The organism is Oribacterium sp. FC2011 (assembly GCF_000701645.1).
Taxonomy (GTDB): domain Bacteria; phylum Bacillota; class Clostridia; order Lachnospirales; family Lachnospiraceae; genus Oribacterium.
The window spans coordinates 53403-71683 of sequence record NZ_JNJM01000017.1; the positions used below are offsets into that span (position 1 = coordinate 53403).

The window sequence follows — 18281 nt, forward strand, 5'->3', positions numbered from 1 at the left end:
TACAACACAATATTCAAATAACGCCCAATTAGTATTGCCAAATATAAAAAATATGTTTATGTTTAATATTTAAACAGCATTTTGCATAAAAATCAATTGAAAGAAAGATTTTTTATGAGTAGTATGATTACATGAGATATGAATCATACAGTAATTGAACGCATCGTAAGTATGATTAGTAGGTGACGTTTAAATTTTTAACACCATCAAAATGGGAGGTATTGTAATGAGGAAAAAAATGATTTCTAAACTGATGGCTGGTGTTTTGGCACTGTCTATGGTTACAGGTTTGGCAGCATGCGGAAGCTCAGATGCAGGCAAAACAGCTGAAGCTACAACTGCAGCAGCCTCTGCAGCAGCGGAAGCAACATCAACAGAGGCTGCGGATAGTTCGGCTGACGCTGCGGGAACAGATGGCATAGCAGATATGAGTGGAACAACATTGAATTTCTGGTCCGATAAGGTTGGATCCGGATCATATAACATGATTGTTGCCATGTCTAAGGTTTTGGAAGAAAAAGGCGGATTTCAAGCTGTAAATGTAGATCCATCATATCCGGGAGGCATGGGTGCACCGTATATTTTTAAAGAGAATGGTGTAGATCTTTCTTTTGTAAATGGTGCTCCTGCAAAGTGGGCTATGGATACAGGAACACTTGATCGTGAGCCGACCGGCGGCTATGCAGCAGTTATAGGTGGACTTACACAGGTTGCATATATCAACTGTATCTCCAATAAGTTCCTTGAGGAAAACGGTGTATCCACAATAGAGGAAGTTTTTGAAAAGAAACTCCCACTTAGAATCGGATGTTCAGCAAAGGGATCAATGGACGCAGAGGGTGCATATCTTCTTCTTGAGTACTTTGGTGTTACGGAAGATGATTTAAAGAGCTGGGGTGGTAGCATCACCAATCAGGGCGGTGACCAAAATGCAGAGGCTCTTGCTGATGGACAGATTGATTTCTATATTGACCACACATCATCAGCATCATCAACTATGGCACAGATTGCAACTACATGTGATGTAACATTCCTTCAATGGGGTGATGACCTTGTAAACTGGTTTGTAAATGAAAAAGGCTATGACAAGATCACAATTCCTGCTAACTCATTTAAGGGTCAGGATTCAGAACTTGTTCTTCCGGGTTCTCCGGATTGCTTGTTTGCAAATGAAAATCTTTCAGAGGACGTTGTATATGCCATTACTAAGTGTCTGTCAGAAAACAGAGATGCGCTTGTAAATGAGTATGCATCACTTTCAGGATGGGATCCGGCAACAGCTTGGGAATCTCAGAAGATTGGTGGATGTCCTCTTCACCCGGGTGCTGAAAAGTATTACAAGGAGATGGGATACATCAAGTAAACACTTATGTTGGCTTAAGAACCACTATTTATCCATCTAAGTTCTTGAAAAGAATTGTAATTAGAGAGAACTCTGGAGCCGGAATCCTTTTTTCGGGAGGAGTCTGGTTCCGGAGTTTTTTAATGGTTATGTAGTTATCAAATGTCAGGTATATTAAATCGGAGGGAAAAATCATGAGCGAAGAAATCAAAAGCGAAAACGCTCAGGAAACGATGTCTCATCCAAAGCTGTCAAAGGCAGATGAGATTGGCAGAAAGCTTGCAAAGGAAGATGGTGATGAAACAAAGATAGCCAAGATAATGAATGCTGCACCTATGTGGCGCAAAGTTATAATCATCGGGCTTTCGGTTTTTTGGGTTTTATTTCAGTTATACATCAAGCTGGTTAAACCGTTGGATCCATGGCTTCAGCTGCCATTACATATGTGTCTTGCACTTGTGATAGTATGGTTGATGAATCCTATGCAGGAAAAATCCAAGAGTCACAATAAACTGTGGTGGATATATGATTCGCTGCTTCTTGCGGGTGCTGTTTATGTATTTTACTATTATGCTTCACATGCAGAAACACTTAACTACAGACTGTATTCTGTGGATAAGATGAATTTTGATGATGTACTTGCAGGTACTATACTCATCATTGAATGTATGGAGGCTGTAAGAAGAGTAGTTTCTTTATCACTTTTCTGGGTAATTGCTTTCTTTATGGCTTATGCGTGGTTCGGACAGTTTGTACCGGGAATATTTCATTATGCAGGCATCAGTTATTCAAGATTTGTTGAAACGTTATCGCTTGGAGAAAATGGAATATTTGGTTCTCCTCTCGGCACATCCTTAAATACATTGTTCTATTTCCTTATGTTTGGCTGCTTTTTTGCCAATTGTGGAGGCGGTTCGGTGCTTACGGATGCAGGTCTGTCCTTATCGGATAAAACAGTAGGTGGACCTGCAAAGGCAGCAGTTATATCATCAGGACTCATGGGTATGATTTCGGGTTCTGCAGTTGCCAATGTTACAGGCACCGGCGTTTTCACTATTCCTCTGATGAAGAAGACCGGATATTCACCTGAAGAAGCAGGAGCAGTAGAGTCTGTTGCATCGACAGGCGGACAGATAATGCCGCCTATTATGGGTGCAGGAGCTTTCGTAATGGCTGAGATCATAGGAATACAGTATGTTAAGATTGCAGCGGCAGCAATTATACCTGCTATTGCTTATTTTGTTGCAGCACTCATGGTAGTACACCTTATTGCCAGAAAGAGACACATTGGAAAGAATCCTAATGTTCATTATACAGGTAAGCCGATTTTACCAAGAGTATACAGGCTTCTTCCTATAATTATACTTGTATTCATGATAGTAAGAGGTATGTCACTTCCAAGAGCCGGTATAATCTGTTCGGTACTTGCCATTGTGATAAGCTTTATTTCCCCGGAAACAAGAATGTCTCCAAAGAAGTTTCTTTATACAGTACTCGATGGTATACGTCAGGCTGCCAATATCGCAATTCCTACTGCATCCTGCGGTATCATGATAGGTATTGTTGTTCGTTCGGGTATTGCAGTTAAGATTGCAAAGATAATTGATAAAACCGGTAATAACTCTTTGTTTATTGCTCTTATAGTGGCAGCTCTTGGCTGCATCATTTTGGGAATGGCTCTTCCTACCGTAGCAGCATATCTGATTGCAAATACACTTTTTATATCTGCTATTCAGGGACTGGGAATATCTGCACTTACATCTAATATGTTTATATTCTATTTTGGCGTTGTGGCTCAGATAACACCTCCGGTATGTCTTGCATCATTTACAGCAGCCGGTATTGCGGGAGGATCGGCATGGAAAACCGGATGGAAAGCATTTGCCTTTGCTATAACCGGATTTATAGTTCCATTTATGTTTGTATACAGACCTGCATTACTTCTTGACGGTACACTGATTGAAATCATTCAATCTGCATCTATGCTTGCGTTTGCTACATTCTGTCTGGCCGGATGTGTATCCAGCTATATGTTCGGAGATCTGAAATTATGGGAGAGAACCGTATTTGCAGTGATAGCATTTTTGTTTATTCTTCCATCAGGAGCCTCAGATATAATCGGACTTATAGCAGGAACGGTATTTATTTCATACAGAGTCATCAGAGGTAAAAAAGAGGGAGTATTCAATAATCAGGAACAGAAAATAATTATGAATGCTTAAGGCATAAAATACAGTAAGGTGGATGCGCTATGGTAAAACTTTTGATTATTGCGGATGACTTTACAGGCGCACTTGATACAAGCATTCAATTTGCCAAACGAGGGGCAGTGGTAGAGGTACATACCGAAAAGGATGTAGAATATGAAAAGCTGTCTCCTGATGTGAATGTTGTTGTAATAGACTCCGAGACAAGACATGTTAGTGCAGATGAGGCCTACAAGGTTGTATATCAGATAGTTGATAGAGCATTAAAGCAAAATATACCGTTTATATATAAAAAAACGGATTCGGTTCTAAGAGGAAATATCGGAGCGGAGCTTACGGCTTTGTGTGACAGAAGCGGTGGAAGAGTACACTTTGTTCCGGCATATCCTGATATGGGAAGAACAACAAATAACGGAATACAATATGTCGATGGAGTGCCTGTTGCAAGAAGTGTGTTTGGAGAAGATCCCTTTGATCCGGTTCTGACTTCCAATATACCTGAGCTGATAAAAAACAGTTCAGATGTTAATGTTATGTTGATTTCAAAAGACGATGTTGTGGGAGAAGATAAGCATAATGGCATATACATATATGATGCGGAAACAGATAAGGATCTGTTGGATATAGCATATAAACTTAATGCAGATCACGAACTTGTTACATGTGCAGGGTGTGCAGGTTTTGCAGATGCTCTTGCAGAGATGCTCCATATAGGGGGAAGTAAGGGGAGTTTACCTGTGTTTCCTGAAAAACTGTTTGTGGTATGTGGAAGTGTTAATCCGGTAACAGTAAGGCAACTTGATGTTGCAGAAGAAGCCGGAGTTATGCGTATAAGATTAAACAGCACCATGATGCTTGATGAAAAATGGTCAACCACTGCTGATGCGGAAGAAAAAATTAAATACTGGGTTTCTGTCATGCAGGAAGAGGGAAATATAATACTGGACGTGAATAGTAAATATACACATAATGCTTCAGGAGAAAAAATAAATCCGGATGATCGCAGCATAGTATCAGGGAACCTGGGAAGAATAGTCAAGGAAGTAATAGATGTTGAATCTGATGCCATGTTTATGCTTACAGGAGGAGACACGTTGCTTGGGGCTATGGAGGCGTTGTCAGTATACTCCTTAAGACCTATTACAGAGCTCATTGCAGGAGTTGTAGCATTTAAATTTAGTTATCTCGGCAAAGATATATATTGTATTTCAAAATCAGGAGGATTTGGTAAAGAAAATCTGATTTTGGAGCTCTGTCAGATATTAAAGCAAGGCGATGAAAAAAGTCCGGAAGCAATATCTGATGGAGTACTGATGAAAATATAAATAGTCCAAAGTGTTTCTTAATGAAACAAAATAAAGCGTTAAAATATATAAAAATAAATAATGTAACTATATGAAACAAACGGACGAGACTCAAACAGAGAAATCGTCCGTTTGTAATGTTAAACTGTAGCTATCAGAGCACAAGATATACATATATTAATAAAAGGAGAATTATAATGAAACAGGTAGATATCAAAGGCATCATTGTACCAATCATCACTCCTATGAGAGAGGATGAATCCATCAATGTTGATGTTCTTAAAGAACAGTGCGATAGAATGATAGAAGCAGGAATACATGCGATATTCTGTTTCGGAACAAATGGTGAGGGATATATCCTGAACGGAAAGGAAAAGGAACTTGTCCTTTCAACAGTTGTTAAGCATGTGAATGGTAGAGTTCCTGTTTATGCCGGAACAGGATGCGTTTCCACAAAGGAAACTATCGAACAGTCCAAGATGGCTGAGGCTTGCGGCGCAGATGTTCTTTCTATCATCACTCCATCCTTTGCTGCGGCCTCACAGGATGAGATACAGAGACATTATGAGACAGTTGCAGCAGCTGTTCCTGAGATGCCTATAGTTCTTTATAATATTCCTGCCCGTACAGGTAACAGGATTGATCCTAAAACAGTAGGAAAGCTTGCACAGGTTGATAATATTGTCGGTGCCAAGGATTCCGGTGGAGATTTCAAAAATATCCTTGGATATATTGATGCAGGAAAATCAAGAAAGGATGGTAAATTTGCTGTTCTCTCGGGTAATGACCAGCTGATTCTCTGGACACTTAAGGCAGGTGGAACAGGTGGAATCTCAGGTTGTGCCAATGCTTATCCTCATAATATGGCAATGATCTATAATGAGTATGTGGCAGGAAACTGGGATGAGGCTAAAAAGTATCAGGACGCCATTGCACCATTCAGAGAGAATTTTGCAGGAGCCAATCCAAATACTGTTGTAAAGACTGCAGTAAGACTTATGGGTTATGATGTAGGTCTTTGCCGTGCACCGTTTAATATGATTCCGGATGAAAAAATAGAGGCAATTAAGAAAAATCTTGCCGAAAATAAAGCAAATGGAATGAGCTGACCATAAAAAACCGCCGGGACACACTTCCCGACGGTTTTTTAGCGGAGATGCAGGGATTTGAACCCTGGCGCCGTTTCCGACCTAGCGCATTTCGAGTGCGCCCCCTTCGGCCTCTTGGGTACATCTCCAAAAAATCATACCTAAAAAATATAATACACCAAAACAGCAAAGTCAAATGTCAATTACCCATGACCTGAGAGTCAGGGTATGAAATATTCAGGTTTTCACACGCTTTTTTGAGAAATTTCAATATCCTGTGATATAATCACCGAATGTAATTGTTCATTTGATGCATACCATGGTCCAGAACCTGTCTGTCAGCTCTGTCCTACGCATGTCACGAGTGAAGCGTTACCTCCAAATAATCAATCAAAAAAAAGAGGCAAGATTTGAAATTATCATTATTTAACAACAATTTCAGAAACGCAGTTGCTGTGTTTTCGGCAGCTGTAATTACATTCTCAACAGGCTGCGCTTCCGTTCCTGTTGCTGCACCTGAAAAGAAGGAGCGCTTTACCGCTCAGTTTCTTGATGTGTTTGATACCATATCCATGGAGATCGGTTATGAAGCAAACGAGGAAACCTTCAAGGAGCGTTATAATGCTTCCCACGAGCTTCTTCTGAAGGAGCATCAGCTTTTTGATATTTACAATGACTACGATGGCATAAATAACCTTAAGACCGTCAATGACAACGCAGGCATACAGCCGGTAAAGGTTGATGAAAAACTCATAGAGCTTGTGAAATGGGGCAAGGATATTTACTCCCTCACCAACGGCAAAGTAAACATAGCCTATGGCGCAGTTTTGAGGCTCTGGCACGAAAAGCGTGAGATAGGTATGGCAAATCCTGAAAAGGGCGAGCTGCCGGACGAGAATGCATTGAAAGAAGCGGTCAAACATACTGACATAAATGACATCATCATCGATGAAGCAGAAGGAACCATCTACCTTCAGGATCCTGAAATGAGTCTCGATGTAGGCGGCATAGCAAAGGGCTACGCCACAGAAGACGCCGCAAGGCTCATTGAGTCAGCAGGATCAGACAGTTTCATGCTTAATCTCGGAGGAAATCTCCGGGCAATAGGACTAAAGGACAATAAAGATAAATGGGTATGTCCCGTTGAAAACCCCACCTACCGTGACTCCCAGACAGGAGACCAGTATTCAGCCATGACTTATCTGGATGGCATGTCTCTGGTTACTTCCGGGGATTACGAACGCTACTATGTTGTAGACGGCAAGCGTTATCATCACATCATTGATCCCGATACCCTTTATCCCGCAGCCTACCACCGAAGCGTTACAATCCTTACTCATGATTCGGCATTGGCTGATGCGCTGTCCACTGCACTTTTCAGTATGAGCATCGAAGACGGAAAGAAGCTTATAAAGTCTGTTTCCGACGGCACCAGCGTGCTTGGAAAGAGCGACAGAGTGGGCAGGATAGAAGTAATGTGGATCTCCGCCGACGGAACAAAGACCTTTACAGACGGATTTGAAGAATTTACTAAAAACTGAAAAATATCACAATACCTGAATTAGTTGCCTCAAACTATCCCAGTTTGAGGCAGTATTTCACCGGAAGGATGGTTCTCCAAATCCACCGGGGACGGTTCTCGCCGGTGAGAACCGCCTCCGGTGGATTACTTTTTCGGGTTGAGAACCGCCTCCGATGAACTTTGTTCCGTCAGACATATCGAAATCAAGCCAAACATTTCAAAAATCATTTTTTCTTTTTTATTTCTAATGAGAATCCGGTTTCTTTTTTAAAATCCTGTTGACAAGAATTGCACCTTCATGTAGTATATACAAGTCGCTTGAAGCGACGAATTATTTTAGCGCTGTCGCCAAGTGGTAAGGCAACGGATTCTGATTCCGTCATTCCCAGGTTCGAATCCTGGTAGCGCTGCTCTTGTAGCCTTACAAGTAAAACAATTTAATATAGCGCTGTCGCCAAGTGGTAAGGCAACGGATTCTGATTCCGTCATTCCCAGGTTCGAATCCTGGTAGCGCTGCTAGAACCGGTTCACATGATGTGGATCGGTTTTTTTGATTCCATGGCGTTAGTATGTCTATTCAGACACGCAGATTGCCTTTTATCGTTATTCTGCGTGTCTTATTCAATTATCCGCCGGTTCCGGCTTTCAAGGTCTTGACTTATTTCAATAGTAGTAGTACAGTTAATACAGATGGTACAAGTGATACAGTTTTAGAGGTGAACTATGTTTTTATTGAACCTTCAAAGCAAGGAGCCCATTTTTGAACAAATACAGGCTCAGATACTAAGCTTTATAGAAGCTGGTGTAATGAATCCCGGCGACAAACTTCCCTCTGTACGGCAGCTGGCTACGGAAAACGGCATTAATCCCAATACTGTTGCCAAAGCCTATGCTCTGTTGGAGCAAAAGGGATACGTTTACAACCTGCCTAAAAAAGGTGTTTATGTCGCAGAGGTCAATCCGGAAAACTCCAGACTCATCCAAATAGAAGCTCTGCTCAAACCCCTTAAAAACAGCGGCATAACAAAAGAAGAGATCCTAAAAGCCATCGATAAACTTTATGAGGAGGATCACAATGCTTAAGATTGAACATTTGTCCAAAAACTTCGGAAAGAAAGAGGTACTGAAAGATCTGAATCTTACAGTCAATGATAAATCCATCGTGGGATTAGTAGGCATAAACGGGGCAGGAAAATCAACATTGCTCCGTTCCATAGCAGGAGTCTACGAACCCGAAACGGGCAGCATAATGCTGGATGAAAAAAGCACTTACCACGACATGGAAACCAAAAAGAAAATCGCCTTTGTCAGTGATGAAGCTTATTTCCCCATAGGCTCCACCATCGAAAGCCTGAAGCTTTTTTATGAGTCCATGTACAACTTTGATCCCGATGCCTTCACTAAATACCTCGACATGTTTGAGCTAAGCCCAAAAGCTTCCATTTCAACCTTTTCAAAGGGAATGAAGCGGAGAGTGTCCCTGCTTTTTGCATTATCCATCCATCCCAAACTTCTTCTTTTGGACGAAGCCTACGACGGACTGGAGCCTCTTGCCAGACTTCATTTTAAACAAGCTCTCACCGGACTTTTGGAGGATGAAGAGGTTTCCGTTGTCATATCCTCACACAGCCTTAAGGAGCTGGAGGACATCTGCGACAGCTTCGCAATGCTTGAAAACGGAAGCATAATGAGAGGCGGCGACCTTGCGGAGTCAAAGGAAAATATCAACAAGTACCAGCTGGCTTTCACAGATGAACACACAAAGGAAGACTTCAGGGATCTGGATGTGCTCCAGTTCGAAAAGGAAGGCCAGGTATACAAGCTTGTGATCAGGGGAGACATGGAAACTGTCGAAGCAAAACTTCGGGAAATGAACCCCATGCTTCTCAATATCCTTCCGATAAACTTTGAAGAACTATTCATCTATGAGCTTGATAAAAAGCATTGATCCAACGAATGCCTAAGCTGTTTTAAAGATACAAAACTTTTTACCGGGAACCATACCCCGGAACGGAGATTATTATGAATAAGAATTATTTCAAATGGCTGATAAAAAGCAGAAAGGTATCACTCCTGTTTTTTATTCTGATATACATAGGATTTCAGCTTATCCCTTTTACAAGCTTCGATCCCGAATACCCTAAAGACGTCTTTATAACCAGCGCCAACATCGGCTGTGATCTCTCCATACTGCTCACCATGGCGATGCCTGTATATCTGTTTGCATACATCCATAGAAAGAGCAGTGTCGACATGTATTTTTCACTGCCGGTTTCACGAAAAGAGCAGCTCATTACGAATCTGTTTCTGACCTGGCTTTTATCCTACGGCTGCTTTTTTGCAGGAACCACCCTTGTATGGCTCCTTCGTGCCCGCAGCGTCATACTCCTGAGAACCTTTGTGTCCCTGCAGCTTTTTTCCGCCTTTTCCATTGCTGTCCTCACCTTATTCCACTCAGCTGTCTATACACTTACAAATTCAGTATTTGACGGCGTGGTTATGATAGGCGCATATACAGTTCTGCCCGTAATAGTATCCGTCTCTGTAATGTCATTTATGTACTCCATGATTGCCGGCCGGAATATCCCATCAGACAGCCTTGTGAACCAGATAGGCACACTGTTATCCCCCATATCCATGTTTTTTATAAACATCGGGGCACTTCTTGAACCTGAATACAGTGACACCGGCTTCATGACACTTTATTTGCTGCCAATGTCTGTATTTGCAGTTTTATCCGTGATACTTCTAAGGCATCACTTTATAAACAGAAAAGCAGAACGTGCCGAACAGTTGTCCGATGATATCCTTTCATACCCATTTATCATCAATGTTTACCTCCTTCTGATCCTTATGGACCTTTCATGGACGGTAGTATCAGACAGCATCGAAGGACTGGGATTCATATACCTGCTTTTGTTCTTTATCTACATTGTGGCATCTTTTATTTATAAAAGGTCAATTAAGATTTCCCTTAAGCCTATTGCCATGTTTCTTGCCTTTTGTATCGGAACCATGGCGTTTGCAGAAGCGGGATGGTTCACCGAAGGCTTTGGTCTCAGTAATCTGCCTTACAACCTTTACTCAGAAAAATACCTATGTTACCAATACAGGGCAGACGTAAAGCTTGAAGACCTGGGCGTGGATAATTCTGACTACTATAATGAAAATTATGCCAATGTCTCCTTCACCCTCATGATACCTACAGAAAACAAGGCGGAATACAAAGCTATAGTTGATAAAATGGAAGAATACCGCAAAAAATCCACCTCAAGATTTTATAACCGCAGAAAAAGCGGATACAGCTCAATAGACTTTGAAGTTTGCAATAAAAAAGCGGAGGATGACTACCGTGAATATAATGATTACAGCTACACGGGAGATTATCCGTTTTCAGAGCCGGAGCTTGAAGAGATCAGCAGATATTGTGATGTGAACGTTTATCCCATCATAAACAAGGAAACCGGAAGCCTGAATTATGGTGATTTTGAAGCTATGACACTGAAAGAATTCCTTGATTACAGAGCTAACCATAAAGAGCTGCTAAAAACCGAATAGACTGATCTATCCACCTGGAAATCCATCGGGGGCGGTTCTCTTCGGAGAGAACCGTCCCCGGTGGATTACATTATGCTGAACTTTTTTATACATTTATCTACTTTTTAATTAAATCTTTGATAAAGGTTTTCAAAAATCCGTTTCTTGTATTATCATTATCATGGGTTCAAAAAAGGGATTCAATCAGTTCAACAGACGCGGATCCTTGAGAGGGACATAGTTTACAGTCTCGCGATTTCAGAGGGTAGAACCCAGTATGGAGGAAACAATGAAATTAAAAAGATTATCAGCTATAATGATGGCAGCAATTCTCGCAACCTCATCACCTGTAAGCGCATATCTCGGTGAAATCACAGCGTTTGCAAAGAAAGATGACGATGAAGAAGACGAAAAAGACTACTCTGTATCCGATGCATCCTGGGATACTTCGGAAGATTCCAAAGGAAAAACGCACGTTTACGCAACCTGGACAGAAGCTGAGGACAAATCCTCAGGTACGATAACCATATATGTTGATGACAAAAACCGCACAAGCGAAGCTAAAAAGAACGGAAGCATAACTGCATCCACAACCACCGGCAAATTGGAGCTTACAAGCTACATCAAAAATATAAACCGTACGGGATCATACACCTTTAAGATTACTGCAGGAAAGAAAAATAAAGGTGACTCTGAAAAGTCATATGCAGAATCTGATACACTTGAAGTTGACAGCGATTTTCTTAAGTCACTTGCTTCATCAAACAGTTCCGGTTCTTCAGCAATTACACCTAACGGTAATACATCAGGCTCATCCGGTTCAAACACTGCTTCAGGTGCTACACCAGCAGATGCAATGAAAAATGATACCCAGAACTCTTCACAGAATTCAACTCAGACACCCGATCAGCAGGCAGCCACAGCAGACAAATGGCAGTTATGGCAGCCTTATGGATGGGTATATCTTGAGAACGGTATCCCTGTAACCAACAGATGGGTTTTTGAGTCCGATGGTAAATGTTATCACCTTGGAGCCAACGGATTCATGGATGTGAATACATACGTTTCCGATGAGCTTGGAACTCATTATGTTGGAAGCGACGGAGCTTTAGTTCAATAACAGATCACTCAAAACACAAATAACCAAATAATACAAAGAGAACGAGTATTGCCTTTATTCGTTCTCTTTTTTGTCCATTTTTTTATGGCTATTTCTATTCTGAAAGAGTAAAATAGTGGTATTAAAAATTTATAACTCTTTAGGATTATTTAATCTTTGAACAGAGGGGGTAAAAAAATATGAAGGGTTTCATGAAAGAGTTTAAGGAATTTGCGATCAAAGGTAATATGATCGACCTGGCTGTAGGTATGATCATCGGTTCTGCATTTACTTCTTTGGTCAAGGGCATAGTTGATTATCTGGTTATGCCGCTGCTTTCCGTATTTACCGGAAAACTGGATTTCAGCAATATGTTCGTACCGCTTGCAGGTCAGACTACAAAGGTATTTTCTCAGGCAGTAGAGGAAGGTGCGGTTTTTGCTTACGGTAAATTCATCACAGAGGCTATTTCATTCCTTATCATGGCTTTTGTTGTATTTCTTTTTGTAAAGGGCATCAACAAGCTCCGCAAGGAAGAGGAAGCTTCTGCTGAAGAGCCAGCAAAGACCAAGGAGTGTCCATACTGCAAGTCAGAGATCAGCATTGAGGCAACAAGATGTCCTCACTGTACATCAAAGCTTGAGGGCTTCAAGATCGATCCGGCTGAGCTCAATGCGTAATAAATTATAACCGTCCGTCAGGAGTCGGTGGGCATCCAAATGGATGCCCACCGACTCCTGACTATTTTTCTGCTTGATTTTATTTCAAATAGCGTTTAATATACTTGCATCGCTGTTGGACGAGATAACAGCCACATCTAATGACGTAACACCTATAAACCATACATTTCAGGCAGGTTTTACGGGAACGTAGAACCTGCTTTTTTAGATTCAGAGGACATTTATGTACGAAATAAAAGAGAGAGTAAGATATTCGGAAGTTGGGGGATCGCAGCATATTACCATAACTGCGTTGGTCAATTATCTTCAGGACTGCAGTACTTTTCATAGTGCTGACATTGGACTGACACTGGACAGGTTGAATGAACTCCATAAAGCATGGCTTCTTAGCTACTGGGACATTTACGTAGAAAGAATGCCCAAATTGTATGAGACCATCACTGTAGGTACAAGCCCTCATGCTTTCAGAGGGGTACTTGGCCACAGAAATTTCTGGATAAAGGATGCTGCCGGTAAATATATTTTAAAGGCCAACAGCATTTGGTTCTGCTACGACACAGAGAGACTTCGTCCGGTCAAAATAGATGACGAAATGCTCAGTTCTTTTGGTGCACTTGAAGATGTCCTTAAGCTTCCGGCGGGAGACCGCAAGGTTCAGGAACCGGAGGAAATGATAGAGACGCCTGCCATCAAGATCGAGCCACATCACATAGATACCAACCATCATGTAAACAATGCCCAGTATCTTCAGATCGCTGACGATGTGCTTTCAGCCGTAACTGAAGGAAAGGAAAGCTTTACTTCAGGCCGTATAAGGGCAGAATACCGAAAGGCAGCTGTTCTCGGAGACATCATGATCCCAATGTACGGAAAGAGCCCGGACGGAGGAATAGTAGTAAGTCTCCGTTCAGAGACAGGGGATGTATTCTGTAATATAGAATTTCTGTAAATCAACCTTCTTACCGTAAGTTTCCCAACTATTTATGTCTCTGACATGCAGATGTTAATCTAACCGGCTATCGGTTAAGACATTTTTATTTACAACACGTTTTGAAAATTTTCAATCAATTAAACAGCGCCGATATTTACCGGCCAATAATGCTTTATAGAAAGGTTTTATTATGATCGAATTAGGAAAGATGCAAACACTTAAGATTGCAAGAGAAAAGGATTTCGGAGTTTATCTTGAGGACAATGAAGGTGCCTCAGTCCTTCTTCCGAAAAAGCAGGTTCCCAACGGAAAAACAATAGGAGATGAATTATCGGTATTTGTTTACAAGGATTCCAGAGACCGTCTTATAGCAACCACCCAGAAGCCGCTTGTGGCAGTGGGAGAGATAGCAAAGGTTATGGTTAAGGATGTCACCAAGATCGGTGCATTTGTAGACATTGGCCTTGAAAGAGATGTACTGCTTCCATATCACGAAATGAGATATGAGGTAAAAAAAGGAGACTCTGTGGAAGTATATCTTTATGTGGACCACTCACAGCGCCTTGCAGCAACTATGTACACAAAGAAGCATACTGACGCCACCGTTATTAAAAATGACGAAATTAAGAGCTATTTTTATGAGCAAAATGCCGATGAGGTTTTGAAGATATTGACAGAAAAGTTCGGAGGACATGTTCCATACACCGACAAAACTGTACAACCTGACGAAATTCAGCGGGATTTCGGCATGTCAAAGGCTGCTTTCAAGCGTTCTGTAGGCAAATTGCTGAAAGAAGGCAAGATTAAGATAACAAAAACTTCGATTTTTTGTCTTTATTAACAAAACCGGTTTTCCTGTCTGACACTTTGTCTAAATATTCACAGCTTTTTTTGGGTAGCTGTGCCGTAGAGATTAAATATGCGTTGGAGTATCATACACATTGTCACAAAGAGCGAGTGATTGAATCTCTTTGTTAACCAACGTATTTAACTCAGTAAGGAGACATGAAACTATGGCAAGTGTAGTTCTTAAAGATGTAACCAAGAAATATTCAAACGGTTTTGAAGCCGTTAAGAAGTTCAACCTTGATGTAAAGGATCAGGAATTTATCATTTTCGTAGGTCCTTCAGGATGTGGAAAGTCAACCACACTTCGTATGATCGCAGGTCTTGAGGATATCTCAAGCGGTGACCTCCTCATCGATGGCAAGAGAATGAATGATGTAGAGCCTAAGGACAGAGATATCGCAATGGTATTCCAGAACTACGCTCTGTATCCTCATATGTCAGTATATGACAACATGGCATTTGGTCTTAAGCTTCGTAAGGTTCCTAAGGATGAGATCGATCAGAAGGTACATGAGGCAGCAAGAATCCTTGACCTTGAGCACCTTCTTGACAGAAAGCCAAAGGCTCTTTCAGGTGGACAGAGACAGCGTGTTGCTATGGGACGTGCAATCGTTCGTAGACCTAAGGTATTCCTTATGGACGAGCCTCTTTCAAACCTTGACGCAAAGCTTCGTGCACAGATGCGTGTAGAGATTGCTAAGCTTCACAAGTCACTTGAGACAACTATCATCTATGTAACACACGATCAGACAGAGGCTATGACTCTCGGAACAAGAATCGTTGTTCTTAAGGATGGTATCATTCAGCAGGTTGATTCTCCTGAGAATCTTTATGACACACCTTGCAACAAGTTCGTTGCCGGATTCATCGGTTCTCCTCAGATGAATATGATCGACGCAGAGTGCGGCGAGGCAAACGGAGAGGTAACTCTTACATTTGCAGGTCACACAATCGCTCTCAGTCCTGCCAAGGCTGCAAAGCTTAAGGAAGGCGGATACATCGGAAAGACTGTTACTCTCGGTATCAGACCTGAGCACATCCATGACGAAGAAGATTTCGTAAAAGCTCACCAGAGACAGACATTACAGGCTGAGATCAAGGTTTATGAGATGCTCGGTGCTGAGACACTCCTTTACTTCGATTTAGGAGATGCTTCATGGGTAGCAAGAGTTAACCCTAAGACAGCAGCTCGTACAGGATCTAATGTTACATTCGCTATTGATGAGTCAAAGATCCACGTATTCGATAAGGACACAGAGAAGACCATCACAAACTAATTTGGATCAATCCCTTCATAAAAGATTTCATTCCCCCGGAACATAAATCGTTCCGGGGTTATTTTTTTAGCTGGTAACAGTTCAGCCGGAGCACATGAAGGGCCGAGCGGTGGGCATCCATTTGAATGCGTTGAGCCGAGTCGAGAAAAATTAAGACAGACCCCCTTAGAACCACTTGGTTTCCTTTTTCCTTAGCCCCCTCGCCAAGTCAGATGTTGTCATAAAGAGAACTCTGACATTGGCGAGGGCCTTAGTGGTTCTTAGGGGGTCTGTCTTAAATTTTTCCGACGAGGCGACCCGCATTCAAATGGATGCCCACCGCTCGGCCCTGCTTGTGCCCCGGCTGAACTGTTACCAGCGGCCTCCCCCACGAAAAAAATAAATATTCCGGGAAATCTTGCACTTGAAAGTTGATTTTAGTAAAATAATTGTAATTATGTGTAGTAGAGGATGATACTACATTTTTACATTCAGATAGGAGTTACTATGATATCAAATCAGGTCTTACAGAGCACGATTGACTCACTTAAAGGCATTACAAGAGTTGATATTGCTATCGCTGATATTGATGGCAAAATTCTTGCTTCAACTTTCTCAGATGATCAGTATACAGAAGCTATGGTCTCTTCCTTCGCAGAGTCTCAGGCAGACAGCCAGGCAGTGGGAGGATACCAGTTCTTCAAGATATTTGATGAACACCAGCTTGAATATGTTCTTATAGCAAAAGGCGACACAGATGATGTATATATGGTAGGTAAGCTTGCAGCTTTCCAGATTCAGACACTTCTGGTTGCATATAAAGAGAAGTTCGACAAGGACAACTTTGTTAAGAATCTTCTTCTCGATAACCTTCTTCTGGTTGACATTTATAACCGCGCAAAGAAACTCCACATCGATATCGGCGTAAAGCGCGTGGTTTACATCATTGAAACAGATAAGGGTACCAATGATTCAGGAGCCCTTGATGCATTAAAGACTCTTTTCGCCACAAAGACAAAGGACTTCGTAACTGCTGTAGATGAGAAGAATGTTATCGTCGTTAAGGAAGTCAAGCCCAATGAATCTGCCGAAGAAATCTATCATGTAGGAGAAACCATCCTCGACATGCTGGAGACAGAGGCTATGATCCAGGCCCGTGTAAGCTTTGGTACCGTTGTTAACGAGATCAAGGATGTATCAAAGTCATACAAGGAAGCTAAGATGGCTCTTGAGGTTGGCAAGATTTTCTACGAAGACAGAAACATCATTGCCTACAACCGTCTGGGTATCGGACGTCTGATCTATCAGCTTCCGCTTCCTCTTTGCAAGATGTTCATCAAGGAAATCTTTACAAGCATTTCTCCTGATGAGTTTGACGAGGAAACCCTCACAACCATCAATAAGTTCTTTGAGAACAATCTTAATGTTTCAGAGACTTCAAGACAGCTTTACATCCATAGAAACACTCTTGTTTACAGACTGGACAAGCTTCAGCGCTCCACCGGTCTTGACCTGAGAGTATTTGACGATGCCATAACATTTAAGATCGCACTTATGGTAGTTAAATACATGAAGTATATGGAGTCTATAAACTACTGATTAAAAAAAATAGTAAGAAAATCAAAAGATAAAAGCCGGTTATTAGTGTTTACACATTAGCCGGCTTTTTTTTATTATATAATTGCACTTTAAAATCCACAGAAAGAATCCATTTAAATGATAGAATTCAATAATGTTACCAAAACTTATAAAAACGGTGTCACTGCACTGAATAGTTTTAACCTCCGGATACAAGACGGCGAATTCTGCTTTATTGTCGGACGAAGCGGTTCCGGCAAGTCAACATTAGTCCGCCTCCTCACCAAGGAACTGGATCCCGACGAGGGTTACATCGTTGTTAATGACACTGACCTTACACATCTCCGCAGACGCCACATACCTAAGTACCGCCGACGCCTGGGAGTGGTTTTTCAGGACTTCAGACTCCTTGAAGACCGTTCGGTTTACGAAAACATTGCCTTTGCCCAGCTTATCATCGGAAAGACCAATGCTGAGATAGAAGAAAATGTTTCAAGAATCATGGAACTCACCGGACTAAGCTCCAAGAGCCGTTCGTATCCAAGACAGCTTAGCGGCGGAGAGCAGCAGCGTACAGCCATTGCAAGAGCTCTTGTAAACCGCCCCGAGATTCTGATCGCCGATGAACCGACAGGAAATCTTGACCACGAAAATGCCCTGGAAATCATGCATCTTCTTGAACGTATAAATGCCCAGGGAACAACAGTTATAGTCATCACCCATGACCGTGAAATGGTTAATCGTATGAAAAAGCGCACTGTCCGCATGTCACTGGGGGAGATTATTTCAGATACTGTACCGGAGGAGTCCGGAACCACTGAGATAAGAGTCGGCGTTTCCGCAGTCGCAGCCGAAAACGCTGGGATTAATACTGCTACAAGTTTAGAC

At 41.8% G+C, this 18281-nt stretch carries 14 protein-coding genes, 3 tRNA genes and 1 pseudogene; 17 read left to right on the plus strand and 1 reads right to left on the minus strand.

Annotated features, from left to right (window positions below; genetic code table 11):
* Positions 1-226: 226 nt before the first annotated feature.
* The 4 genes from T357_RS0113700 (at position 227) to dapA (ending at position 5962) form a co-directional block, all read left to right on the plus strand.
* On the plus strand, positions 227-1363 hold the full coding sequence (locus T357_RS0113700; RefSeq protein WP_031553774.1) for a TAXI family TRAP transporter solute-binding subunit: 1137 nt from the start codon (positions 227-229) through the stop codon (positions 1361-1363).
* A gap of 173 nt (positions 1364-1536) precedes the next feature.
* Positions 1537-3564: a TRAP transporter permease gene (locus T357_RS0113705; protein WP_242840118.1), complete on the plus strand. Its 2028-nt coding sequence runs from the start codon at positions 1537-1539 to the stop codon at positions 3562-3564.
* A gap of 29 nt (positions 3565-3593) precedes the next feature.
* A complete protein-coding gene (locus tag T357_RS0113710) occupies positions 3594-4874 on the plus strand; it encodes a four-carbon acid sugar kinase family protein (RefSeq protein WP_044917009.1) in 1281 nt (426 codons plus the stop codon).
* Positions 4875-5050: 176 nt separating this feature from the next.
* On the plus strand, positions 5051-5962 hold the full coding sequence (gene dapA / locus T357_RS0113715; protein ID WP_031553781.1) for a 4-hydroxy-tetrahydrodipicolinate synthase: 912 nt from the start codon (positions 5051-5053) through the stop codon (positions 5960-5962).
* A 42-nt stretch (positions 5963-6004) separates the two neighbouring features.
* Here dapA and T357_RS0113720 read toward each other — a convergent pair.
* Positions 6005-6090: transfer RNA gene (locus T357_RS0113720), tRNA-Ser, on the minus strand.
* A 261-nt stretch (positions 6091-6351) separates the two neighbouring features.
* Between T357_RS0113720 and T357_RS0113725 the strand changes: the two genes are divergently transcribed.
* The 13 genes and pseudogenes from T357_RS0113725 to ftsE form a co-directional block, all read left to right on the plus strand.
* The gene (locus T357_RS0113725) at positions 6352-7482 is read left to right on the plus strand and encodes an FAD:protein FMN transferase (protein ID WP_049962436.1); all 1131 of its coding nucleotides are present in this window, start codon (positions 6352-6354) and stop codon (positions 7480-7482) included.
* Between the two features lie 319 nt (positions 7483-7801).
* Positions 7802-7873 (plus strand) — tRNA-Gln (locus T357_RS0113730).
* Between the two features lie 34 nt (positions 7874-7907).
* Positions 7908-7979, plus strand: a tRNA-Gln gene (locus tag T357_RS0113735).
* A 207-nt stretch (positions 7980-8186) separates the two neighbouring features.
* Positions 8187-8546, plus strand: a complete 360-nt coding sequence (locus tag T357_RS0113740; RefSeq protein WP_031553786.1) for a GntR family transcriptional regulator — start codon at positions 8187-8189, stop codon at positions 8544-8546.
* Positions 8539-9411, plus strand: a complete 873-nt coding sequence (locus tag T357_RS0113745) for an ABC transporter ATP-binding protein (protein WP_031553788.1) — start codon at positions 8539-8541, stop codon at positions 9409-9411. Before T357_RS0113740 ends, T357_RS0113745 begins: the two co-directional genes overlap by 8 nt.
* Before the next feature lie 74 nt (positions 9412-9485).
* Positions 9486-11021, plus strand: coding sequence for a hypothetical protein (locus tag T357_RS0113750; RefSeq protein ID WP_031553790.1), 1536 nt, complete (start codon positions 9486-9488; stop codon positions 11019-11021).
* A gap of 268 nt (positions 11022-11289) precedes the next feature.
* Complete coding sequence (locus T357_RS0113755; RefSeq protein WP_031553791.1) at positions 11290-12120, plus strand: hypothetical protein; 831 nt, start codon at positions 11290-11292, stop codon at positions 12118-12120.
* Between the two features lie 179 nt (positions 12121-12299).
* Positions 12300-12779, plus strand: coding sequence for a large conductance mechanosensitive channel protein MscL (gene mscL / locus T357_RS0113760; RefSeq protein WP_031553793.1), 480 nt, complete (start codon positions 12300-12302; stop codon positions 12777-12779).
* Positions 12780-13002: 223 nt separating this feature from the next.
* Positions 13003-13728, plus strand: a complete 726-nt coding sequence (locus T357_RS0113765) for an acyl-[acyl-carrier-protein] thioesterase (protein ID WP_031553796.1) — start codon at positions 13003-13005, stop codon at positions 13726-13728.
* 172 nt (positions 13729-13900) lie between these two features.
* Positions 13901-14551 carry a S1-like domain-containing RNA-binding protein gene (locus T357_RS0113770; RefSeq protein ID WP_031553798.1) on the plus strand — a complete coding sequence of 217 codons (651 nt, stop codon included), beginning with the start codon at positions 13901-13903 and terminating at the stop codon, positions 14549-14551.
* A gap of 172 nt (positions 14552-14723) precedes the next feature.
* A complete protein-coding gene (locus T357_RS0113775; RefSeq protein WP_031553800.1) occupies positions 14724-15836 on the plus strand; it encodes an ABC transporter ATP-binding protein in 1113 nt (370 codons plus the stop codon).
* Positions 15837-16322: 486 nt separating this feature from the next.
* Positions 16323-17414, plus strand: a complete 1092-nt coding sequence (locus tag T357_RS0113780; RefSeq protein WP_031553802.1) for a PucR family transcriptional regulator — start codon at positions 16323-16325, stop codon at positions 17412-17414.
* 117 nt (positions 17415-17531) lie between these two features.
* A pseudogene (ftsE, locus tag T357_RS22230) lies at positions 17532-18185 on the plus strand (cell division ATP-binding protein FtsE); the annotation flags it as partial.
* Positions 18186-18281: the final 96 nt, after the last annotated feature.

Bases quoted from the DNA above. Each gene is read 5' to 3' on its own strand.
- T357_RS0113700 (WP_031553774.1), top strand. From the start codon at position 227: ATGAGGAAAAAAATGATTTCTAAACTGATGGCTGGTGTTTTGGCACTG.
- T357_RS0113705 (WP_242840118.1), top strand. From the start codon at position 1,537: ATGAGCGAAGAAATCAAAAGCGAAAACGCTCAGGAAACGATGTCTCAT.
- T357_RS0113710 (WP_044917009.1), top strand. From the start codon at position 3,594: ATGGTAAAACTTTTGATTATTGCGGATGACTTTACAGGCGCACTTGAT.
- dapA (WP_031553781.1), top strand. From the start codon at position 5,051: ATGAAACAGGTAGATATCAAAGGCATCATTGTACCAATCATCACTCCT.
- T357_RS0113740 (WP_031553786.1), top strand. From the start codon at position 8,187: ATGTTTTTATTGAACCTTCAAAGCAAGGAGCCCATTTTTGAACAAATA.
- T357_RS0113745 (WP_031553788.1), top strand. From the start codon at position 8,539: ATGCTTAAGATTGAACATTTGTCCAAAAACTTCGGAAAGAAAGAGGTA.
- T357_RS0113750 (WP_031553790.1), top strand. From the start codon at position 9,486: ATGAATAAGAATTATTTCAAATGGCTGATAAAAAGCAGAAAGGTATCA.
- T357_RS0113755 (WP_031553791.1), top strand. From the start codon at position 11,290: ATGAAATTAAAAAGATTATCAGCTATAATGATGGCAGCAATTCTCGCA.
- mscL (WP_031553793.1), top strand. From the start codon at position 12,300: ATGAAGGGTTTCATGAAAGAGTTTAAGGAATTTGCGATCAAAGGTAAT.
- T357_RS0113765 (WP_031553796.1), top strand. From the start codon at position 13,003: ATGTACGAAATAAAAGAGAGAGTAAGATATTCGGAAGTTGGGGGATCG.
- T357_RS0113770 (WP_031553798.1), top strand. From the start codon at position 13,901: ATGATCGAATTAGGAAAGATGCAAACACTTAAGATTGCAAGAGAAAAG.
- T357_RS0113775 (WP_031553800.1), top strand. From the start codon at position 14,724: ATGGCAAGTGTAGTTCTTAAAGATGTAACCAAGAAATATTCAAACGGT.
- T357_RS0113780 (WP_031553802.1), top strand. From the start codon at position 16,323: ATGATATCAAATCAGGTCTTACAGAGCACGATTGACTCACTTAAAGGC.